General features: G+C 61.7%; 21 protein-coding genes. 17 read left to right on the top strand and 4 right to left on the bottom strand.

Going from position 1 to position 20672, the window contains the following annotated elements; all coding sequences use genetic code 11:
• Window positions 1-200 precede the first annotated feature (200 nt).
• Window positions 201-1934: a polysaccharide biosynthesis protein gene (locus tag IPP03_02210; protein ID MBL0351553.1), complete on the top strand. Its 1734-nt coding sequence runs from the start codon at window positions 201-203 to the stop codon at window positions 1932-1934.
• A 109-nt stretch (window positions 1935-2043) separates the two neighbouring features.
• On the opposite strand, the gene IPP03_02205 is transcribed toward IPP03_02210, so the two are convergent.
• Window positions 2044-2616, bottom strand: a complete 573-nt coding sequence (locus IPP03_02205) for a Uma2 family endonuclease (protein MBL0351552.1) — start codon at window positions 2614-2616, stop codon at window positions 2044-2046.
• Window positions 2617-2744: 128 nt separating this feature from the next.
• On the opposite strand from IPP03_02205, the gene IPP03_02200 reads away from it, so the two are divergent.
• The 13 genes from IPP03_02200 to IPP03_02140 all read left to right on the top strand — a co-directional run bounded on the left by IPP03_02200 (window position 2745) and on the right by IPP03_02140 (window position 14957).
• Window positions 2745-4676, top strand: coding sequence for a bifunctional 3-phosphoshikimate 1-carboxyvinyltransferase/cytidylate kinase (locus IPP03_02200; GenBank protein ID MBL0351551.1), 1932 nt, complete (start codon window positions 2745-2747; stop codon window positions 4674-4676).
• Window positions 4677-4761: 85 nt separating this feature from the next.
• Window positions 4762-6441 carry a 30S ribosomal protein S1 gene (gene rpsA / locus IPP03_02195; protein ID MBL0351550.1) on the top strand — a complete coding sequence of 560 codons (1680 nt, stop codon included), beginning with the start codon at window positions 4762-4764 and terminating at the stop codon, window positions 6439-6441.
• An 11-nt stretch (window positions 6442-6452) separates the two neighbouring features.
• Window positions 6453-6737 (top strand): integration host factor subunit beta, encoded by a 285-nt coding sequence (locus tag IPP03_02190; GenBank protein ID MBL0351549.1) that lies wholly within the window; start codon window positions 6453-6455, stop codon window positions 6735-6737.
• Between the two features lie 58 nt (window positions 6738-6795).
• Complete coding sequence (locus tag IPP03_02185) at window positions 6796-7125, top strand: LapA family protein (protein MBL0351548.1); 330 nt, start codon at window positions 6796-6798, stop codon at window positions 7123-7125.
• Window positions 7122-8294, top strand: a complete 1173-nt coding sequence (gene lapB / locus IPP03_02180; protein ID MBL0351547.1) for a lipopolysaccharide assembly protein LapB — start codon at window positions 7122-7124, stop codon at window positions 8292-8294. The genes IPP03_02185 and lapB overlap by 4 nt, the downstream gene beginning before the upstream one ends.
• Before the next feature lie 116 nt (window positions 8295-8410).
• Window positions 8411-9337, top strand: coding sequence for a D-glycero-beta-D-manno-heptose-7-phosphate kinase (rfaE1, locus tag IPP03_02175; protein MBL0351546.1), 927 nt, complete (start codon window positions 8411-8413; stop codon window positions 9335-9337).
• A 9-nt stretch (window positions 9338-9346) separates the two neighbouring features.
• Window positions 9347-10345, top strand: coding sequence for an ADP-glyceromanno-heptose 6-epimerase (gene rfaD, locus IPP03_02170; GenBank protein ID MBL0351545.1), 999 nt, complete (start codon window positions 9347-9349; stop codon window positions 10343-10345).
• A complete protein-coding gene (cysM, locus tag IPP03_02165) occupies window positions 10338-11237 on the top strand; it encodes a cysteine synthase CysM (GenBank protein ID MBL0351544.1) in 900 nt (299 codons plus the stop codon). The genes rfaD and cysM overlap by 8 nt, the downstream gene beginning before the upstream one ends.
• Complete coding sequence (locus IPP03_02160; protein ID MBL0351543.1) at window positions 11234-12019, top strand: 3'-5' exonuclease; 786 nt, start codon at window positions 11234-11236, stop codon at window positions 12017-12019. Before cysM ends, IPP03_02160 begins: the two co-directional genes overlap by 4 nt.
• 60 nt (window positions 12020-12079) lie before the next feature.
• Window positions 12080-12628, top strand: a complete 549-nt coding sequence (ppa, locus tag IPP03_02155) for an inorganic diphosphatase (GenBank protein MBL0351542.1) — start codon at window positions 12080-12082, stop codon at window positions 12626-12628.
• A 6-nt stretch (window positions 12629-12634) separates the two neighbouring features.
• Window positions 12635-14242, top strand: a complete 1608-nt coding sequence (locus tag IPP03_02150) for an NAD+ synthase (GenBank protein ID MBL0351541.1) — start codon at window positions 12635-12637, stop codon at window positions 14240-14242.
• A 27-nt stretch (window positions 14243-14269) separates the two neighbouring features.
• A complete protein-coding gene (locus tag IPP03_02145) occupies window positions 14270-14608 on the top strand; it encodes a P-II family nitrogen regulator (protein MBL0351540.1) in 339 nt (112 codons plus the stop codon).
• A gap of 16 nt (window positions 14609-14624) precedes the next feature.
• Window positions 14625-14957 carry a hypothetical protein gene (locus IPP03_02140; GenBank protein MBL0351539.1) on the top strand — a complete coding sequence of 111 codons (333 nt, stop codon included), beginning with the start codon at window positions 14625-14627 and terminating at the stop codon, window positions 14955-14957.
• 41 nt (window positions 14958-14998) lie between these two features.
• Here IPP03_02140 and IPP03_02135 read toward each other — a convergent pair whose 3' ends face one another.
• On the bottom strand, window positions 14999-15652 hold the full coding sequence (locus tag IPP03_02135) for a Smr/MutS family protein (protein ID MBL0351538.1): 654 nt from the start codon (window positions 15650-15652) through the stop codon (window positions 14999-15001).
• Window positions 15567-16523 (bottom strand): thioredoxin-disulfide reductase, encoded by a 957-nt coding sequence (gene trxB, locus IPP03_02130; GenBank protein ID MBL0351537.1) that lies wholly within the window; start codon window positions 16521-16523, stop codon window positions 15567-15569. The genes IPP03_02135 and trxB overlap by 86 nt, the downstream gene beginning before the upstream one ends.
• Before the next feature lie 128 nt (window positions 16524-16651).
• Here trxB and IPP03_02125 point away from each other — a divergent pair, with 128 nt between their 5' ends.
• The 3 genes from IPP03_02125 to lolA all read left to right on the top strand — a co-directional run bounded on the left by IPP03_02125 (window position 16652) and on the right by lolA (window position 20240).
• Window positions 16652-17314: a cyclic nucleotide-binding domain-containing protein gene (locus IPP03_02125; protein MBL0351536.1), complete on the top strand. Its 663-nt coding sequence runs from the start codon at window positions 16652-16654 to the stop codon at window positions 17312-17314.
• A gap of 62 nt (window positions 17315-17376) precedes the next feature.
• Entirely contained in the window at window positions 17377-19623 is a 2247-nt protein-coding gene (locus tag IPP03_02120; protein MBL0351535.1) for a DNA translocase FtsK 4TM domain-containing protein, read from the top strand.
• Window positions 19620-20240, top strand: coding sequence for an outer membrane lipoprotein chaperone LolA (gene lolA, locus IPP03_02115; GenBank protein ID MBL0351534.1), 621 nt, complete (start codon window positions 19620-19622; stop codon window positions 20238-20240). The genes IPP03_02120 and lolA overlap by 4 nt, the downstream gene beginning before the upstream one ends.
• A gap of 21 nt (window positions 20241-20261) precedes the next feature.
• Here lolA and IPP03_02110 read toward each other — a convergent pair whose 3' ends face one another.
• On the bottom strand, window positions 20262-20648 hold the full coding sequence (locus tag IPP03_02110) for a diguanylate cyclase (protein MBL0351533.1): 387 nt from the start codon (window positions 20646-20648) through the stop codon (window positions 20262-20264).
• Between the last annotated feature and the right edge of the window lie 24 nt (window positions 20649-20672).

The raw sequence follows: 20672 nt of genomic DNA, 5'->3' as shown, positions 1-20672 counted from the left end.
TCAGGGCAGCCAGATATAAGGGGCATTCCCGGGATCGGATACGGAGCGGTTACAATGCCCGCTTTGACCGAGACACCGTGCGACGTGGTTTACGCATCAAAGTGACCAAGAGTTTCCTGTCCATCCTCGTCTTTCTGTTCGACCTCTCGGCTGCCGTCTTTGCCTGGGTGGGGGGCTTTGTGCTCCGCTTCAACCTGGATATGCCGGAAAACTTCTTGCCGGTGTTGGGCTGGGGTCTGGTCTTCCTGCTGCCCGCACATGTGGTGGCCTGTCGTCTGGCGGGCCTGTATCGTGGTATCTGGATGTTTGCCAGTTTACCAGACCTGAAACGGGTCTTGAGCGCTGTAGGCTTCTCGACCGCTGCCGTTGTCGCCTTCTTTGTTTTCTATCGCTACGGCCCGCGGGTGGTTCCACGTTCCCTGCTCGTGCTCTATCCGCTGTTGCTGACCGTCTACATGGGTGGCGGCCGGGCGGCCTACCGCATGTGGAAAGAGCACCGCCTTTATGGTGGCCTGATCGCCCAGGGCAAGCCGGTCGTGATCGTCGGTGCTGGTCGCGGTGGCGCCATGCTGGCTCGTGAGCTCGAGCGCAGCGCGGACTGGCGGGTGGTGGCCCTGGTGGACGACGATCGCAGCAAATGGGGAAGGGAACTTTCCGGAAATCCTGTCATTGGCGGCATCGAGAGCCTGCCCGAAGTGCTGTCATCGGAAAAGGCTTCACACGTGATACTGGCCATGCCGTCGGCGGCTGACGACGCATGCCGTCGGGCGACCGATCTCGCTGTCGAAGCCGGTGCCCACGTGTTTACCGTGCCCGGACTCGAGGACGTCATGGGCGGGCGGGTCGCGATCTCATCGATCCGCCCGGTGGCGATCGAGGATCTCCTCGGCCGCGAGCCGGTGTGGATCGATACGCGACATGTGGCCGCCATGGTCGCTGGCAAGACGGTTCTTGTGACCGGCGCCGGAGGTTCGATCGGTAGTGAACTTTGCCGGCAACTGGCACGTTTCGGGCCGGCGCGGCTGGTTCTTTTCGAGCAGAGCGAGTTTGCGCTCTATACGTTGGAACAATGGTTTTCGGTTCATCTTCCTGACCTTGCGCTGGTTTCGCTGGCCGGGGATGTCAAGGATCGAGAGCGGCTGAACGAAGTGTTCGCCTCGTTCCGGCCACAGGTGGTGTTCCACGCCGCCGCCTACAAGCATGTGCCGCTGATGGAAGTGGCCAATGCCTGGCAGGCGGTGCGCAACAACGTGCTGGGTACCATGCTGGTGGCGGAGTGCGCGTCCCGCTTCGAGGCTGAACGGTTCGTCCTCATCTCGACCGACAAGGCGGTTAATCCGACCAATGTGATGGGGGCTACCAAGCGGCTGGCCGAGATGGTGTGCGAAGCCTTGCATCGGCAAGGTTCGGGGACGCAATTCGAGATGGTGCGCTTCGGCAACGTGCTGGGCAGCACCGGCAGCGTGATTCCCAAGTTCCAGGCGCAGATTGCGCGCGGCGGGCCGGTGACCGTGACGCATCCCGAGATAACGCGCTACTTCATGTCGATTCCCGAAGCGGCCCAGTTGGTGTTGCAGGCGGCGGCGATGGGGCAGGGCGGCGAAATCTTCGTTCTCGATATGGGCCAGCCGGTCAGGATTGTCGATCTGGCGCGCAAGATGATCCACCTTTCCGGGTATTCCGAAGGCGAAATCCGGATCGAATTCACCGGACTGCGGCCCGGCGAGAAACTTTACGAGGAACTGCTGGCCGATGCCGAGCACACCCGCCAGACACCCCATCCCAAGCTCCGGATTGCCCGGGCTCGCGCGGTCGACGACGATTTGTTGCAAAATTTGCGCCCCTGGCTCGCCGAGCCCTGCCAAGGTGATGAACGGGTACGCGAAACGCTGATGCACTGGGTCCCGGAATATCATCCGGCCGCAAACGACTGAATTCAGCTTGCGCTAGCTTTCAATTCGACGTCCACGTAAAGCTCGGCCAGCGGCAGGCTGAGCTTCAGGCTCTGCAGACTGATCGTGCCGCCAGACGTAATCCCGGAAATCAGTTGTGGAAATCGACGTCTTCGTAGATGTCATCGAGCGCCAGCCCGACCTTGATCTTTCCGCAGTCTACGCCGAGGATGTCCATTTCGCCGAGCGTACCCTGTTGCCATTCTCCGGATTCGTCGCGGATGAAGTAGTCGACCGCGCGGCGATCGGGACCGGCAAGGATGTAGGTTTTGAGCGAGGGAATTTGACGATAGGCCAAGGCTTTTTCCCGGCGATCGGTGGTGGCTGTCGAAGGGCTGAGAACCTCGGCGACAATGCAGGGTGCCGTCTTCTGAATCGGGTGTTTGTCTGCTTCGTCGCAGTTAAGCATCACATCCGGGTAATAAAACGTGTTGACCGCGGCAATGCGCAGCTTCATGTTCGACATGAAGGCGCCGCATGGCGTGCCTCGGGAAGCGGCGCGCAGGTGGAACGCAATATTCATGGCGATGCGCTTGTGCCGCTCGCTGGCGCCGGCCATCACAAATACCTGGCCGTCTACGTATTCGTGCTTGACTTGCGATTCCGCTTCGGCAGCCAGATAGTTTTCGGGGCTGAGCGTGGCCTTTTTCAGTGCAAACGCCATGGTGATTCCTCGCTGGTCCATTATCTTTGATGATAGCCCGATTGTGCCCCGGCAGTTTTGTTTTTGGAACGCTTCGGACTTTGCGCCGTGGACTGTAAACTCCGTGCTTTTCCCGCACTGGTGCGTCCATGGAATTCCTTGACCTTCCCCAACTGATTTCTGCCTCCGGGACGGTCCGCCTGCCCGGTTCGAAGAGTATTTCCAACCGCGTGTTGTTGCTGGCCGCCCTGGGGGAAGGCGGGACCGAGGTGCGCGATCTGCTGGCATCCGATGACACCGCGCGCATGCTCGACGCCTTGACGGCGCTTGGCGTCGGCGTGACTGCGTTGGGTGGCGGGAACTGGCTGATCAAGGGCTGTGGCGGGGTGTTTCCGGTACGCCAGGCCGAACTCTACCTGGGTAATGCCGGCACCGCATTTCGCCCACTGACTGCTGCGCTGGCGCTGGCTGGTGGTGATTATGTACTGAAGGGCGTGGCCCGCATGCACGAGCGGCCAATTGGGGATCTGGTCGATGGTTTGCGTCAACTTGGGGCTGATATCGACTATCTGGGTAACGAAGGGTTTCCGCCGCTACATCTCAAACCGGCGACCAGTTGTGCCGGTGGCACGGTGCGGGTGCGTGGCGACGTTTCCAGCCAGTTCCTGACGGGTTTGTTAATGGCGTTGCCGCTGACGGGCGAGACCGTCACGGTCGACGTCATTGGGGAGCTGATTTCCAAGCCTTATATCGAGATCACGCTGGCGATCATGGCGCGTTTTGGGGTGCAGGTCGAGCGCGATGGCTGGCAGCGCTTTACCGTCCAGGCGGGCAGTCGCTATCGGTCGCCGGGAACGATTTATGTGGAAGGTGACGCTTCGTCGGCCTCCTATTTTCTGGCGCTGGGGGCAATCGGCGGCGGACCACTGCGGGTCGACGGGGTCGGGAGCGATTCGATTCAGGGCGACGTTAAGTTCGCCGAGGCGCTGGCCCGGATGGGCGCCGAGATCGAAATGGGGCAGAACTGGATGGAAGCGCGGGCGCCGAAAGGCGGTCTTGTCGCGGTCGACCTCGATTGCAACCATATTCCCGATGCGGCGATGACGCTGGCGACGACGGCCCTGTTCGCCAAGGGCACGACGACGCTGCGCAACATCGCTTCGTGGCGGGTCAAGGAGACCGACCGTATCGCGGCGATGGCGACCGAACTGCGCAAGCTCGGCGCCGAGGTCGAGGAAGGGGAAGATTACATCCGCGTCACGCCAGCTACCTTGAAGCCCGCAGCTGTCGACACCTACGATGATCACCGCATGGCGATGTGTTTTTCGCTGGCGGCATTCGGCACGCCTTTGCGCATCAACGACCCGAACTGCGCCGCCAAGACCTTCCCCGATTATTTCGCGCGGTTTGCTGCAGTGACTCAAGCCGCACCGGTGATCGCCATCGACGGCCCGTCCGCATCCGGCAAGGGCACGGTGGCGGCGCGCGTGGCGGCGGCACTGGGTTTCGCGTATCTGGATTCCGGGGCGCTTTACCGGTTGACCGCGCTCGCCGCAAGACAGGCGGGTGTCGACTGGGCGGACGAAGCGGGTGTCGCGGTCATTGCCGGCGGACTCGCTGCCGAGTTTTCGGAAACGGATATTCGTCTGAACGGTCAGGCGGTCGGCGAAGCGATTCGCAGCGAGGAAATTTCCGCCGGCGCCTCGCGGGTGGCGGTGCTGCCCGCCGTGCGCGAGGCCCTGCTGTTCCGCCAGCGGGCATTCAACGCAAAGCCCGGCTTGGTCGGCGACGGCCGCGACATGGGGTCGGTGGTTTTCCCCCGGGCGCCGCTCAAAATCTTCCTGACGGCGAGTGCCGAAGCCAGGGCGGACCGCCGTTATAAGCAGTTGATCGAAAAAGGTTTATCTGCTAATCTCCTCGACCTTCTGCTTGACCTGCGGCAGCGCGACGACCGGGATTCGCGGCGTAGCGTGGCGCCGCTCAGGCAGGAAGCCGATGCAAAGCTGCTCGACACGACCGACCTCACCATCGAACAGGCGGTGAATCAGGTGTTGGCGTGGAGCAGGGAAGCAATGCAGTAAGCTGTTGCCGGCCGCCGGGCCGGCATTTTTTCAACTCCAACCCGCTGTGGATTTCACGGTTCACGGCATGAAAGTTCGCTCCGTAATGGAATCTTTTGCTCAACTATTTGAAGAATCCCTGGCACGCCAGGAAATGCGTCAAGGCGAAGTCATCACCGCCGAGGTGATGCTCATCGACCGCAATTTCGTTGTGGTCAATGCCGGCCTGAAATCGGAATCCTATGTTCCGCTTGAGGAATTCCTGAATGACCAGGGCGAGCTCGAGGTCAAGGTGGGCGATTTCGTCCAGGTTGCCATTGAGATGCTCGAAGACGGCTACGGCGCCACGCGCCTGTCCCGCGATCGCGCCAAGCGCATCGCCGCCTGGAACTTCCTGGAAGAAGCCCTCAACAACAACTCCCTGGTCACCGGCACGATTACCGGCAAGGTCAAGGGTGGTCTCACCGTCATGTCCAACGGCGTCCGTGCCTTCCTGCCGGGCTCGCTGGTCGACATGCGCCCGGTCAAGGACACCACGCCGTACGAAGGCAAGACCATGGAGTTCAAGGTCATCAAGCTCGACCGCAAGCGCAACAACGTGGTCATGTCCCGCCGTGCCGTGCTCGAAGCCACCGCCGACAAGGATCGCGTAAAGCTCCTGGAGAACCTCCAGGAAGGCAGCGTCGTCAAGGGTATCGTCAAGAACATCACCGATTACGGTGCATTCGTCGACCTCGGTGGCATCGATGGCTTGCTGCACATTACCGATCTGGCCTGGCGCCGCGTCCGTCATCCGAGCGAAGTGCTCAGTGTCGGCGACGAAGTCAACGCCAAGATCCTCAAGTTCGACGCCGAGAAGAACCGCGTCTCGCTGGGCATGAAGCAGCTGGGCGACGATCCGTGGGTCGGCATCGCCCGCCGTTACCCGGCCGGCACCCGCCTGTTCGGCAAGGTTACCAACCTGACCGACTACGGCTCCTTCGTCGAGATCGAGCAGGGTATCGAGGGTCTGGTGCACGTCTCCGAAATGGACTGGACCAACAAGAATGTCCATCCGTCCAAGGTGGTCTCGCTGGGTGACGAAGTCGAAGTCATGATTCTCGAAATCGACGAGGATCGTCGTCGTATCTCGCTGGGCATGAAACAGTGCAAGCCGAATCCGTGGGACGATTTCGCGATGAACCACAAGAAGGGCGACAAGGTCCGTGGCGCGATCAAGTCGATCACCGACTTCGGTATCTTCATCGGTCTGCCCGGCGGCATCGACGGACTGGTTCACCTGTCCGACCTGTCGTGGTCTGCTTCCGGCGATGAAGCCATGCGCAACTTCAAGAAGGGCGATGAAGTCGAGGCGCTGGTGCTTGCCATCGACGTCGAGAAGGAACGCATCTCGCTCGGCGTCAAGCAGATGGATGGCGACCCGTACACCAATTTCATTGCGACCCACGAGAAGAACAGCATCGTCAGCGGTACCGTGAAGACGGTCGATGCCCGTGGTGCCGTCATTGCCCTGGGCGGCGACAACGAAGCTTACCTGCGCGCTTCCGAGTTCTCGCGTGATCGCATCGACGACCTTTCGCAACACCTCAAGGTCGGCGACGTGGTTGAGGCGATGATCATCAACGTCGACCGCAAGACACGGGGCATCAACCTGTCGATCAAGGCCAAGGACAACGCCGACCAGCACGATGCCATGCAGAAGCTGTCGGCGGAGTCCTCAGCCGCTGCTTCCGGGACGACCAACCTCGGCGCGCTGCTCAAGGCCAAGCTCAACCAGCAAGGCTGACAGGCAAAAGCATGACCAAATCCGAGCTCATCGCCCGGCTGGCGGAACGCTTTCCCCAGCTCGTGGCGAAGGATGCAGACTTCGCGGTCAAGATGATTCTCGATGCGATGTCCGACGCCCTGGTGCGCGCGGGCCGTATCGAGATTCGCGGATTCGGCAGCTTCGCGCTCAACTACCGGCCACCGCGCACCGGCCGCAACCCGAAATCCGGGGAGAAGGTCAGCGTTCCCGCCAAGTGGGTTCCTCACTTCAAGGCGGGCAAGGAACTGCGCGAACGGGTCGATCAGTCGATCTGACGCGGGTCGGGGTGCATTGTGGTAGATTCAGGGGCAGTGGATTTCACTGCCCCTTTTTATGTCGCCGGCCGCGCCGGCGGCAATATCTCGCGTGGATTCTGACGTCATGACAGCATTGACCTGGGTCGTCCGGCTCATCATCTTCTCGATCCTGCTGGTGTTCGCGATCCGCAACACCGAACCGACGATCCTGCGCTTCGTTCTCGATTACGCCTGGGAGGCACCGCTGGTCATTATCCTGCTGGCGTTCTTCGCCGCCGGAGCCATCCTCGGCATGTTGTCGGTGGTCGGCGTGATCTACCGCCAGCGCCGCGAAATCTCGCGCCTTAAGCGCGAGGCTGCCAAGCTGCAGCTGCCGGCAACGCCCGAACCGCCACCGATGGCATGAGCGAGCTATTCGAGTACTGGCAGCTGTTGCTGGTTCCGCTCTTTTTCGGGCTGGGCTGGGCAGCGGCTCGCGTCGATATCCGGCAGGTGGTTCACGAATCGCGTGCCCTTCCTCGTTCCTACTTCCAGGGCCTCAATTTCCTGCTCAACGAACAGCCGGACAAGGCGATCGATTCCTTCCTGGAGGTGGCCAAGGTCGATTCCCAGACGGTTGAGCTGCACTTCGCACTGGGCAACTTGTTCCGTCGGCGCGGCGAGACCGAGCGCGCCATCCGCATGCACCAGAATCTGATCGACCGGCCCGATCTCGACGAGGGCGTCCGCCTGCATGCGCTTTCGGAACTCGGACAGGATTTCCTCAAGGCCGGCCTTCTAGACCGCGCCGAGGAAATCTTCAACAAACTGGCCGGAACCTCCTTCGAGGACGAGGCCAAGCGCAACCTGCTAGAGATCTACCAGGTCGAGAAAGAATGGCGGAAGGCGATCGATCTCGCCCGCGAACTGCCGGATGTCGCGTCGCGCCAGCAGGTCGCCGAGTTCTATTGCGAACTGGCCGCCGGCGAGATCATGCGTTCGCGCCCGGACAGTGCGCGCGCGTACCTCGAATCAGCCATGCAGCAGAACCGCAAGTGCGTGCGCGCCAGCCTCCTGCAGGGCGATCTGCTGTTGCAGGAGGGGAACCCGGTAGGTGCCATCGACGCCTGGCAGCGTATCGAACAGCAGGATCCCGCCTATCTGGCGCTGGTCGCCCAGCGTCTGCTCGAAACCTACCGCGGACTGGGGCGGCATGACGAGGGGACAGCGCTGTTGCGCGGCTACCTCGAACGCTATCCATCCCTCGACCTGCTCGATGTCGTCTATCAACTCGTCCTCGAGAGCGCGGGCAACGAAGCGGCGTATCGCCTGGTGCGCGGCGAACTGCAGCGCAATCCGACACTGCTCGGTCTCGAGAAGCTGATGAGCGCGCGACTGCCGCTGGTCGGGCCGGAGGTACGACCCGATATCGACCTCTCGAAGAGCATCATCGCTGGGTACACACAGCGCCTGTCACGCTATCGATGCAATAATTGCGGCTTCAAGGCCCGCCAGTTCTACTGGCGCTGCCCAGCCTGCGGCGGCTGGGAAACCTACCCGCCACGGCGCAGCGAAGAGTTCGATCAAACCTTGTAGGAAGAAGCGTAGATGAAAATACGGAACACTCCGGGGCCGGACGGCTACAACCCAAATGACCCGAAACCGGTCCGATGTGGCGCCAGCGAGTACCTCGCCACCGGACATTGAGAACCATGCTCGACAAGGTGAGAAATGTTCGCCTGCTGGTCGTCGGCGATGTCATGCTCGACCGCTACTGGTTCGGTGAGGTCAGCCGGATTTCGCCAGAAGCGCCGGTGCCGGTGGTCAGGGTCCAGCGCATGGAAGAACGCCTGGGCGGCGCCGCCAACGTCGCGCGCAACGCTGCGTCGCTTGGCGCCTTCACCGAACTGCTCTCGGTCGTTGGCGACGACGAAGCGGGCCGTTCGCTCGCTCGACTTCTCGAAGAGGAGCAAATCGACGCCGGATTGCATGTCGACCGCGACATCGACACCACGGTCAAGCTTCGTGTCATTGGCCGTCAGCAGCAATTGCTGCGCATCGACTTCGAGACGACGCCATCACACGAAATCCTGCGGGCCAAGCTGTCCGCTTTCGAGCAACGTGTGAGGCAGGCCGATGTCGTCATTCTGTCCGACTACGGCAAGGGTGGCCTCGCTCATATCGCCGCGATGATCCGGCTCGCCCGCGCGGCTGACAAGCCGGTGCTGATCGACCCCAAGGGTGACGACTACAGCCGGTACGTCGGTGCAACGCTGGTTACCCCCAACAGCGCCGAGTTACGCGAAGTCGTCGGGCGCTGGTCGTCCGAAGCCGAACTCGCCGCCAAGGCGCAGAAGCTGCGCGGAGAACTCGGGCTCGAAGCGCTGCTGGTGACGCGCAGCGAAGAGGGCATGACGCTCTTCGCTGATCGGGAAGTTCATCATCAACCCGCTTTGGCCCGCGAAGTGTTCGATGTTTCCGGCGCCGGCGACACGGTGATCGCCACGCTGGCCGTCATGCTCGGAGCGGGCGCCGACTGGGCCGAGGCGATTCGCGTGGCCAATGTCGCCGCCGGCATCGTCGTCGGAAAACTCGGCACAGCCGTCGTCACCCGCGCTGAACTCGCGGCCGCACTGTAAGGAAAAGCCATGTATATCGTCGTCACCGGCGCCGCCGGTTTTATCGGCTCCAATATTGTCAAAGCGCTCAATGAGCGTGGCGAAACCCGGATCATCGCGGTCGACAACCTGACCAAAGCCGACAAGTTCAGGAACCTGATCGATTGCGACATCGTCGATTACGTCGACAAGAACGACTTCATCGCGCGCATCCAGGCCGGTTATTACGACGGCGAGATTGACGCCGTTTTCCACGAGGGAGCCTGTTCGGACACCATGGAAACCGATGGCCACTACATGATGGAGAACAACTACCGCTACTCGATGATCTTGCTCGACTGGTGCCAGGATGAGGATGTCCAGTTTCTCTACGCGTCCAGTGCGGCGACCTATGGTGGCGCCAGTGTTTTCAAGGAGGAGCGGCAGTACGAGGGGCCGCTCAACATCTATGGCTATTCCAAGTTTCTATTCGACCAGATCGTGCGCCAGCGCCTGGCGCAAAATCCGTCGTCGCAGATCGTCGGCTTCCGCTACTTCAATGTCTATGGTCCGCGTGAGACGCACAAAGGGCGCATGGCCTCGGTCGCCTTCCACAACTTTAACCAGTTCCGCGCTGACGGCAAGGTCAAACTGTTTGAGGGTTCGCACGGTTATGAAAACGGTGGCCAGCAGCGCGACTTCGTTTATGTCGGCGACGTCGCCCGGGTCAATCTGTTCTTCCTCGATCGCCCGGAAAAGTCTGGAATTTTCAACCTGGGTTCGGGTCGGGCGCAGAGTTTCAACGACGTCGCGGTCGCCGCGGTCAACGGCTGCAGGAAGGCAAAAGGCGAGGCGCCGCTCAATCTTGAGCAATTGTGCGCGCAGGGACTGATCGAGTACATCACCTTCCCGGAGGCCTTGAAAGGCAAGTACCAGGCATTCACACAGGGTGATCTGACCCGCCTACGCGCCGCCGGCTACAAGGAGCCGATGGCGACGGTCGAGGAAGGTGTCGCCAAATACATCGAGTGGCTGCAGCGGAATGTATAAGACACTCGGGGATTTTGTCGGGAACACACCGCTGGTTAGACTGGTGCGCATCCCCGGCGCCGAAAACGAGCGACGCGGCAACGTCATCCTCGCCAAGCTGGAAGGCAACAACCCGGCCGGCTCGGTCAAGGACCGGCCGGCGCTATCGATGATTGTCAATGCCGAGGCGCGCGGTGACATCCGGCCCGGCGACACGCTGATCGAGGCGACTTCCGGCAACACCGGCATCGCGCTGGCGATGGTGGCGGCGATCAAGGGCTACCGGATGATTCTCGTCATGCCGGAAAACCAGAGCATCGAGCGCCGCCAGACGATGCGCGCCTTCGGCGCCGAACTGGTGCTGACACCGAAGGATGGCGGCATGGAACTGGCGCGCGACGTCGCCGACAAGTTGCGCGACGAAGGCCAGGGGATCATCCTCGACCAGTTCGCCAACCCGGACAATCCGCTTGCGCATTTCGAAGGCACCGGCCCGGAGATCTGGCGCGATACCGGCGGCAGGATCACCCATTTCGTCTCGAGCATGGGCACCACCGGAACCATTATGGGTACGTCGGCCTTTCTCAAGGCGCAGAACCCGGCAATCGAGATCGTCGGCTGCCAGCCGGAAGAGGGCAGCCAGATTCCCGGTATCCGCAAATGGCCGGAAGCCTACCTGCCGAAAATTTATGACAATACCAACGTCGACCGTATCGAATACGTCGGTCAGGCCGACGCCGAGGCAATGACCCGGCGTCTGGCGACAGAGGAAGGAATCTTCGCCGGCATTTCCTCGGGTGGAGGCGTCTCGGTGGCGCTGCGCCTGTCGCGGCAACTGGAAAATGCCGTGATCCTTAGCATCATCTGCGACCGCGGCGACCGTTACCTGTCCACTGGCGCCTTTCCGGCATGAAGCCGATACTCGTCTTCGACATCGAGACCATTCCGGACGTCGCCGGCCTGCGCAAGGTCAACGATCTGCCGGGCGAACTTTCCGACGACGAGGTCGCCGAACTGGCCTTTCAGCAGCGCCGGGCAAAGACCGGAAGCGATTTCCTGCAGTTGCATCTGCAGCGGGTCGTTACCATTTCCTGCGTCCTGCGCACCGGCGAGGGGATCAAGGTCTGGTCGCTGTCCGAACCGGATCTGGGCGAAGGCGCCATCATCCAGCGCTTCTTCGACGGCATCGAGAAATTCACGCCGCAGATCGTCTCCTGGAACGGTAGTGGCTTCGACCTGCCCGTGCTGCACTATCGCGGCATGCTGCACGGCGTCGCAGCGCCACGCTACTGGGATCTCGGCGATGGCGATTACGCCGATTCACGCGATTTCAAGTGGAATAACTACATCAGCCGCTACCACACGCGGCACCTCGACCTGATGGACTTGCTGGCGCTCTACAACGCCCGTGCCAACGCGCCACTCGATGAACTGGCCAAGCTGTTCGGCTTTCCGGGCAAGCTCGGCATGGATGGTGGCAAGGTCTGGGAAGCCTGGCAAGCAGGGCAGGCCGCCGAGATCCGCGACTACTGCGAGACCGATGTCATCAATACCTATCTTGTCTATAACCGCTTCCGTCGCCTGCGCGGCGAACTAACCGCCGAGGAAGAGGTTGCCGAGAGCGAGTTCGTCAAGGCGCAACTCGCCCGGATCGGCACGCCGCACTGGCAGGAGTTTCTTGCGGCGTGGTGCTGACCGTGCCCGTCACGGCGTTATAATCACAGATTCCGAAACCCCACCACACAAGAGATAACGATGGCCCTCAACAACGTTCCTTCCGGCAAGTCCCTCCCCAACGACGTCAATGTCATCATCGAGATCACGGCGGATTCGGAGCCCGTCAAGTACGAGGTCGACAAGGAGAGCGGCGCGATCTTCGTCGATCGCTTCATGTCCACGTCGATGCACTACCCCTGCAACTACGGCTACATTCCGCACACCATCGCCGGCGACGGCGATCCGGTTGATGTACTGGTCATCAGTCCTTTCCCGCTGCCGCCGGGCGTTGTCGTCCGCTGCCGTCCGGTTGGCGTGCTGGCGATGACCGACGAGGCCGGCGATGACGCGAAGGTGCTCGCCGTGCCGGTCGATGAGTTGACGGCGATGTACCGCAATATCCAGGGCCACACCGACCTGCCCAACCCGCTGCTTGACCAGATTGCTCACTTCTTCGCGCACTACAAGGATCTCGAGGCCGGCAAGTTCGTCAACGTCATCGGTTGGCGCGGTCCAGAGGAAGCCAAGAAGGAAATCATGGACGGCGTCGAAACCTACAACTTGGCGAAAGACAAGCCCAACTATTGAGCCCCGATGCTGCGCATCGCCGTTGCCCAGTTCAACGCCACCGTCGGTGACCTGACCGGCAACGCCAGGCGCATCATCGAATGTGCCGTGGCGGCCAGGGCACGGGGGGCGCAGGTTCTGGTGACGCCGGAACTGGCCTTGTGCGGCTATCCGCCGGAAGACCTGTTGCTGCGCCCCGATTTCTACCGGGCCTGCGGGCGTGCACTGGATGATCTCGCCAGCCGCGTCGAGGGCATTGCCCTGATTGTCGGTCACCCGGAAGAGCATGAGGGGCGACGCTACAACGCCGCCACAGTCATCGAAAACGGACGGAAAATGGCGGTTTACCGCAAGATCCGTCTGCCCAACTACGACGTCTTTGACGAGAAGCGCTATTTCGATGCTGGCGACGCAGCCTGCGTCGTGACCTTGGGCGGCGTCCGTTGCGGTATCAACATCTGCGCCGACATCTGGGAGGCTGGCCCGGCGGAACTGGCGTCTGCCGGCGGGGCAGAACTGCTCGTCGTGCTCAATGCCTCGCCCTGCCATCTGGAAAAGCATCAGCAGCGCCTCGAGATGCTGCGCGAGCGTGTTGCCACCACCGGCGTTCCCGCCATCTACGTCAACCTGGTTGGCGGTCAGGACGAACTGGTTTTCGACGGCGCTTCGTTCGCCGTCGATGCCGAAGGCCACTGCCGGATGCGCCTGCCACAGTTCGAGGAAGCTCTGGGTATCGTTGATTACGACAGTGGGCGCCTGCGCTCCGCCGACATGGCGGAAGAACTCTCAGTCGAGGCCGAGGCCTACCGTGCCCTGGTGCTGGGTGTCCGCGACTATATCGGCAAGAACGGCTTCAAGGGGACGCTCATCGGATTCTCGGGCGGCATCGATTCGGCACTGACCCTGTGTGTCGCGGTCGACGCGCTGGGAGCGGACAAAGTGTGGGCGGTCATGATGCCGTCCCCATATACCGCACGGATGAGCCTCGATGATTCGCGGGCGATGGTTGATGCGCTCGGCGTGCGCTACGACGAGGTACCCATCGCACAGGCGATGGCCACCTACCGGGACCTGCTCGACCCGCTGTTCGCCGGCATGGCCGCTGATACAACCGAAGAAAACATCCAGGCGCGGATCCGCGGAAATATCCTGATGGCGCTCTCAAACAAGACCGGCGCGCTGGTATTGACCACAGGCAACAAGTCGGAAATGGCGGTCGGCTACTGCACCCTCTACGGCGACATGGCGGGCGGCTTCGCGGTGATCAAGGACGTCTATAAGACGCTGGTCTACCGCCTTGCGCGCTACCGCAACACGATTTCACCGGTCATTCCGGAAAACATCATCGTCCGGGCGCCCTCGGCGGAACTTAAGCCGGACCAGACCGATCAGGATTCGCTGCCGCCCTACGATATCCTGGATGCCATCGTCCGCGCCTACATGGAAGAAGACCGGAGTCCGCGCGAGATCATCGCCGCCGGCTTGCCGCAAGAAGCGGTGCGCCGGGTCGTCCGCCTGTTGCGCATCGCCGAATACAAGCGGCGCCAGGCGCCGGTCGGAATTCGCATCACGCCGCGTGGTTTTGGCAAGGATTGGCGGTATCCTATTACCAACCGTTACCATGACGAATTTTGAATAGCCGAATCGAACAGGAAGCAGGACATGAAGAAGATCGAAGCCATCATCAAGCCGTTCAAGCTCGACGAAGTGCGCGAAGCGCTGTCGGAAATCGGCATCACCGGCCTGACGGTCACCGAAGTCAAGGGTTTCGGACGCCAGAAAGGCCACACCGAGCTTTATCGCGGTGCCGAATACGTGGTCGATTTCCTGCCCAAGATCAAGATCGAAATCGTCGTCAAGTCCGAGCACACGGATGCCGCCATTGATGCCATCATCAAGGCTGCCCGCACCGGCAAGATCGGCGACGGCAAGATATTCGTCACGCCGGTCGAGCAGGTGGTGCGTATCCGTACCGGTGAGACCGGCGAGGCGGCAATCTGATTCGGAGAGCATTGTCATGGATGACCAGGAAGATTTTGATATCCCCGCGCTCAAGGGGAAGCTGCTGGAGTTGCTCGGGCCGGAATCCGGAATCTACCCGGTGCTTATTGAGCAGCGGTTTCCGCGGATCCTTGCAAGGGTCGTCGCGTTGTGGGGCAAGGCCGGGCTGGACGCCTATCTAACGGACCTGATGGTCACCGATCGCCCTGGACGCGAGGGTTTCCCGCACGATGTGGCGCTGGAAATCTTTCATCTGGCTACGGCGCACGGTGCCCTGAGGCTGACGCCAAATGACTCGCCAGGAACGGCCTGGGACTGGGTTGACGACCCTGATCTCTTCAAGCATTGATTTGTGGAGAGCCAGAAACAGAATCGCGGGGAAGCCGTCTCTCAGGATGGTGAGGCAGGTTTCCTTTGCGTGCGCAGCAGCACGATGACCGCTCCTTCGCCCCCATCCTGGGGCTTTGCCTGGCAGTAGGCCAGAACTTCGCTTTTCTGCACCAGCCAGCCGCGTACCAGGCGCCTGAGCACGGCCTCCCTGCCTGGCGAGCCGTGTCCCTTGCCGTGAACGATGCGCACACAGCGCCGGCCCTGTTTCAGGGATTTGGCGAGAAAGGCTGCCAGGTTGCTACGCGCCTCATCGCGGTTCAGGCCGTGCAGGTCGATCTCGTCCTGCACGGCCCAGCGTCCGCGCCGCAGATCGCGCAGCACGCTGTTGGCGATACCACTACGCCGATGGCTCGGCTCGTCACCCCCTTCGAGCCGGTCCAGCAGGGTGATCGGTCCGTGCAGGCTTTCACGCAGCGCCGCCTGCTCGTCGGCCAGGCGTTGCAGCGGGCGCGGCGACGGCATCGGGCCACTGAGATGAACGCGATCCGATGCCGGCAGCGGCCGCGCATCCGCCACCGCGGCGCGAAAAGCTGCGAGATCGTCTGGGTCGATCAAGTCTGATGACTTATCAGACGAAGTTATCGAGGTAGCGTTCGGCATCGAGCGCCGCCATGCAGCCGCTGCCGGCCGAGGTGCAGGCCTGGCGATAGACATGGTCCTGCACGTCGCCGGCGGCGTAGACACCGGTGACGCTGCTCTGCGTCGCGTTGCCCTGGCGGCCGGCCTCGGTCACGATGTAACCGTCTTCCATTTTCAACTGGCCGGCAAAGATATCGGTGTTCGGCTTGTGGCCGATGGCGATGAAGATGCCATGCACGTCCACCTTGTGCGTTGCGCCGTTCTTGACGTTCTTGACCTGCAGACCGGTGACGCCGGAATCGTCGCCCAGCACCTCATCCAGAACGCTGTCCCACAGGATCGTGACCTTTCCGGCCTTTTCCTTCTCGAACAACTTGTCCTGCATAATCTTTTCCGAGCGCAACTTGTCGCGGCGGTGGATCAGCGTGACATGGCTGGCGATGTTGGTCAGATAGAGCGCTTCCTCGACCGCCGTGTTGCCACCGCCAACGACGGCGACCGGCTTGTTGCGATAGAAGAAACCGTCGCAGGTGGCGCAGGCGGAAACGCCCTTGCCCATGAAGGCTTCTTCGGAGGGCAGGCCGAGATACTGGGCCGAGGCGCCGGTGGCGATGATCAGCGCGTCGCAGGTGTAGGTGCCGGCATCGCCGATCAGCGTGAATGGCTTCTGCGTCAGTTGCGCGGTGTGGATATGGTCGAATACGATCTCGGTATCGAAGCGCCGCGCGTGTGCCTCGAAACGCGCCATCAGGTCGGGACCCTGGACGCCGTCGGCATCGGCCGGCCAGTTGTCGACATCGGTCGTCGTCATCAACTGGCCGCCCTGGGCCAGGCCAGTAATCAGAACGGGTTTGAGGTTGGCGCGGGCGGCATAGACCGCAGCGGTGTAACCGGCGGGGCCGGAACCGAGGATGATGAGGCGGTTGTGACTGGGTCCTTGGGGCATGGCGATTCTCGATAGTGGTAATTGGCAAAATTATATCCCCCAACCATGGCCCGATTTTTCGCCCTTTCTCTCGTACTTTTCGAATTGAGTTTATAATCCTCGCGTAACTCCATGAAGGGAAATGCTTTATGTCCTCAACAAATGTTGGCTTGAGTCTGGTGGTCCTGCGCAACATACCGCTCTTCTCGGGCCTCGATGAGAGAGAACTGGAGCGCTTGTCGAAAGCGGCGATGCGTCGGCGCGCCGCTCGTGGCGAGCAGGTCGTGCGCGCGGGTGAAGACGCGGAGACCCTGATCGTCCTGCTCACCGGTCGCGCCAAGGTGACCAATTTCGATGAGGAAGGTCGCGAGATCATTCTCGCCTGGCTGAGTCCGGGTGAATTTTTCGGAGAAATGGGCCTGATCGACGGCAGCCCGCGGTCGGCCAATGTCGTCGCCGTCGAACCCTGCGAACTGCTGACCCTCGGCAAGCAAGAATTCCAGCGCTGCATGCAAGACAACTTCCAGGTCATGCAAAAGCTGATGCAGATTCTGGTGCGCCGGCTGCGCGAAGCCGACCGCAATATCGAAAGCCTGGCGCTGCTCGACGTCTATGGCCGCGTCGCCCGCCTGCTGCTTGATATGTCCGAAGAAGAAAGCGGCAAGCGGGTGGTCAGGCAGAAGATCTCCAAGCAAGACATGGCTCGCATGATCGGCGCTTCGCGCGAAATGGTCAGCAAGGTGATGCGCGACCTCGAGGTTGGCGGATACATCATCAGCGAAGGTGACCGCATAACGATTGTCGGAACCTGAACGTGGGTGTCCGGACCGCCGACCGCGCAGCTTCCAGCCAGTTGCCGGAGAAGATCGGCAACCTGTTGCACGAGTCGCGCTGGCTGGGACTGGGGGCCGTCGCCCTGTTCCTGTCGATGGCGCTCTGGGGTTACCACAAGGACGACCCGGGCTGGTCGCATGCGGTCGTTTCGGGAACTCTGCTTAATCCGACCGGCCATTTTGGTGCCTGGCTAGCCGACCTGATGCTCTACCTGTTCGGGTTTTCCGCCTGGTGGTGGATTGTCCTGCTGGTGATGGTGATCTGGTGGGGGTTTCGGCGCCTTCATTCGCCGCTCCGCAAGGTTGACCGGCGTCCCCTGTACATCGCCTTGGCCGGCTTCCTGCTGCTGCTGGTCGCCAGTTCGGCGCTTGAGGCGCTGCGCTTCCATACGCTCAAGGTCGAGTTGCCACTGTTGCCGGGCGGCCTGCTGGGGATCGAGGCGAGTCGCCTGCTGGCACACCTCCTGGGGTACACCGGCTCGACCCTGCTGTTGCTGGCGGCGATGGCGGTGGGTTGGAGCATATTTTCCGGGATGTCCTGGCTGTGGGCATTCGAGCGGGTGGGCGCGGCCCTCGAGGTCATCTCCAGGTCATTTTATGGCCTGCTAGATGTCTGGCGTGATCGCCGGATTGGCCGCGAAGTTGCCCAGCAGCGCGAGGAAAAGGTCGAGGTCGAGAAGCGTCGCGGCGAACTGCACGAACCAATCATCATCGAGAAGACGGCGCCCGAGGTGCCGGTTTCGAAGAAGGCCGAAAAGCGGATCGAGCGCGAAAAGCAGGTCGATCTGTTCCCCGAGATCATCATCGGCGGGCAACTGCCGCCGTTGCACCTGCTCGACCCGGCGCCTCCGGCTGCGGAGACGGTCAGCCCGGAAACACTGGAATACACCTCGCGCCTGATCGAGCGCAAGCTTGCCGACTTCGGTGTCCAGGTCAAGGTGCTGGCGGCGCTGCCGGGGCCGGTCATCACCCGTTACGAGATCGAGCCGGCAGTGGGCGTCAAGGGCGCGCAGATTGTCAATCTGGCGCGTGATCTGGCGCGTGCGCTGGCCATGGTGTCGATCCGCGTCGTCGAGACGGTACCCGGCAAGTCGTGCATGGCGCTCGAACTACCGAACCCCAAGCGGCAGATGGTCAAGCTGTCCGAGATCATTTCGAGCAAGCTCTACAACGACATGAGCAGTCCGCTCACTGTCTGTCTCGGCAAGGACATCGGAGGCCAGCCGGTGGTCGCCGACCTGGCCAAGACCCCGCACCTGCTGGTCGCCGGGACAACCGGCTCGGGCAAGTCGGTCGGCGTCAATGCGATGATCCTGTCGATGCTCTACAAGGCCGGGCCGGATCATGTGCGCCTGATCATGGTTGACCCGAAAATGCTCGAGTTATCGATCTACGAGGGCATCCCGCACTTGCTGGCGCCGGTCGTCACCGACATGAAGCAGGCGGCCAACGCGCTGCACTGGTGCGTGACCGAGATGGAGAAACGCTACAAGCTGATGTCGGCGATGGGCGTGCGCAACATCGCCGGCCTCAACCACAAGATCAAGGAAGCCGAAAAGCACGGCCAGCACATCCCGAACCCGCTGACCCTGACGCCGGAAACGCCCGAGCCGCTGAAGTTCATGCCGTACATCGTCGTCATCATCGATGAACTGGCCGACCTGATGATGGTGGTCGGCAAGAAGGTCGAGGAGCAGATCGCCCGTCTGGCGCAGAAGGCCAGGGCTTCGGGCATCCACCTCGTGCTGGCGACGCAGCGTCCGAGCGTCGATGTCATCACCGGCCTCATCAAGGCCAACATCCCGACGCGGCTTTCGTTCCAGGTGTCGAGCAAGATCGATTCGCGCACCATTCTCGACCAGATGGGTGCTGAAGCGCTGCTTGGGCAGGGTGACATGCTTTATCTGGCACCCGGCACCGGCTACCCAACCCGTGTCCACGGTGCCTTTGTTTCCGATGACGAAGTGCATCGTGTCGTCGAGCACCTGAAAACTCTCGGCGCGCCAGAGTATGTCGAGGATATCCTGAATGGTGCCGCCGGCGACGACGAGGAAGCCGGCGAGGGTGGCGGCAATGGCGGCGACGCGGAAAGCGATCCGCTCTACGACCAGGCGGTCGAGATCGTACTCAAGAACAAGCGCGCCTCAATCTCGCTCGTCCAGCGTCACTTGCGCATCGGCTACAACCGTTCGGCGCGCCTGATCGAGGCGATGGAAAAGGCCGGACTGGTGTCATCGATGGACGGACGGGGAGGGCGCGAAGTCCTGGCCCGCCGCGAAGCCGAATGAAATTTGCCGCAAAAACGCTGTTGACCGCAACAGTCGCTTTTTTCCCGCTGTTTGCCGTGGCCGGAGCGATTGATCAGTTGCACCAGTTCCTCGGCAGCACGCGCACGCTCAAGGCCGATTTCTCGCAACTGGTGATCGGCAAGAACGGGCGCAAGCCACAGCAGTCGTCGGGCATCGTCGCCATCTCGCGGCCTGGTAAGTTGCGCTGGGATATCCAGAAGCCTTACCCGCAGCTGATCGTCGGCGATGGTGAGAAAATCTGGATTTACGATACCGAGCTCAAGCAGATCACGGTGCGCCAGGCCGGGCAGGCGATCAGCGGTTCCCCGGCGGCGCTACTCGCCGGCAGCAACGAACTGGAAAAGAATTTCACGCTTGTGGAAGCGGGCACGGCGAATGAAATGAACTGGGTCGAGGCGACGCCCAAGGCCGGCGACAGTGGCTTCGAGAAAGTTCGCCTCGGCTTTGCCGGCAAGGACCTGCATGCCATGGAACTTTACGACAGCTTCGGCCAGACGACCCATATCCGCTTCACGAACCTCGAACGCAATCCGGCACTGCCGGCGACAACTTTCCAGTTTACGCCGCCAGCCGGGGTTGATATCGTCGGCGAGTAGCCGGGTTTTATTCAGGCGGATTTAGGCGGTGGCGGGCGGAAAGCCCAGTTTGATGCCGTTGCCTGCCGGGTCACGTAAAAAGACCTGGCGCCGGACATTGCCCTGACCACCGCGTTCGACGAATTTGATCGCATGGCGTTCAAGCCGGCTTTGGAATTCCGGCCAGTTTTCGCATTCGAAAGCCACGTGGTCGAAGGCCCGGTCCGAGCCGCTACGCCGCGTTTCGCCCGAGACGGTTTCCGAGAGATGCAGGACATCCCGTTCGCCCGCGTATAGCCAGTAGCCGAAGGAAGCTAGTGGCCGCGAACCCTCCTGCAGTCCGACGACTGCTACGTAGAAATCGCGCAGAACTTCCATCAGTGCGCGTTCGGCGCGGATGTTGTAGTGCGCCAGTCCGTGGATAGGCATAATCCTGTGGCGATCCGCTTAGTA

Origin of the sequence: Candidatus Dechloromonas phosphoritropha, assembly GCA_016722705.1 — a bacterium.
GTDB classification, from domain to species: domain Bacteria; phylum Pseudomonadota; class Gammaproteobacteria; order Burkholderiales; family Rhodocyclaceae; genus Azonexus; species Azonexus phosphoritrophus.
The sequence above is the reverse complement of the archived record's forward strand: the minus strand, read 5'-3'. Positions and strand labels throughout refer to the sequence as shown.

Coding starts and splice junctions, on each gene's coding strand:
- IPP03_02205 (MBL0351552.1), bottom strand. CDS start 2,616: ATGGCGTTTGCACTGAAAAAGGCCACGCTCAGCCCCGAAAACTATCTG.
- cysM (MBL0351544.1), top strand. CDS start 10,338: ATGTATAAGACACTCGGGGATTTTGTCGGGAACACACCGCTGGTTAGA.
- IPP03_02135 (MBL0351538.1), bottom strand. CDS start 15,652: ATGTCTATCGCCAGGCCTGCACCTCGGCCGGCAGCGGCTGCATGGCGG.
- IPP03_02160 (MBL0351543.1), top strand. CDS start 11,234: ATGAAGCCGATACTCGTCTTCGACATCGAGACCATTCCGGACGTCGCC.
- trxB (MBL0351537.1), bottom strand. CDS start 16,523: ATGCCCCAAGGACCCAGTCACAACCGCCTCATCATCCTCGGTTCCGGC.
- IPP03_02210 (MBL0351553.1), top strand. CDS start 201: ATGCCGGAAAACTTCTTGCCGGTGTTGGGCTGGGGTCTGGTCTTCCTG.
- IPP03_02140 (MBL0351539.1), top strand. CDS start 14,625: ATGGATGACCAGGAAGATTTTGATATCCCCGCGCTCAAGGGGAAGCTG.
- IPP03_02200 (MBL0351551.1), top strand. CDS start 2,745: ATGGAATTCCTTGACCTTCCCCAACTGATTTCTGCCTCCGGGACGGTC.
- IPP03_02145 (MBL0351540.1), top strand. CDS start 14,270: ATGAAGAAGATCGAAGCCATCATCAAGCCGTTCAAGCTCGACGAAGTG.
- IPP03_02110 (MBL0351533.1), bottom strand. CDS start 20,648: ATGCCTATCCACGGACTGGCGCACTACAACATCCGCGCCGAACGCGCA.
- IPP03_02185 (MBL0351548.1), top strand. CDS start 6,796: ATGTCGCCGGCCGCGCCGGCGGCAATATCTCGCGTGGATTCTGACGTC.
- IPP03_02150 (MBL0351541.1), top strand. CDS start 12,635: ATGCTGCGCATCGCCGTTGCCCAGTTCAACGCCACCGTCGGTGACCTG.
- lapB (MBL0351547.1), top strand. CDS start 7,122: ATGAGCGAGCTATTCGAGTACTGGCAGCTGTTGCTGGTTCCGCTCTTT.
- lolA (MBL0351534.1), top strand. CDS start 19,620: ATGAAATTTGCCGCAAAAACGCTGTTGACCGCAACAGTCGCTTTTTTC.
- IPP03_02190 (MBL0351549.1), top strand. CDS start 6,453: ATGACCAAATCCGAGCTCATCGCCCGGCTGGCGGAACGCTTTCCCCAG.
- rfaE1 (MBL0351546.1), top strand. CDS start 8,411: ATGCTCGACAAGGTGAGAAATGTTCGCCTGCTGGTCGTCGGCGATGTC.
- ppa (MBL0351542.1), top strand. CDS start 12,080: ATGGCCCTCAACAACGTTCCTTCCGGCAAGTCCCTCCCCAACGACGTC.
- rpsA (MBL0351550.1), top strand. CDS start 4,762: ATGGAATCTTTTGCTCAACTATTTGAAGAATCCCTGGCACGCCAGGAA.
- IPP03_02125 (MBL0351536.1), top strand. CDS start 16,652: ATGTCCTCAACAAATGTTGGCTTGAGTCTGGTGGTCCTGCGCAACATA.
- rfaD (MBL0351545.1), top strand. CDS start 9,347: ATGTATATCGTCGTCACCGGCGCCGCCGGTTTTATCGGCTCCAATATT.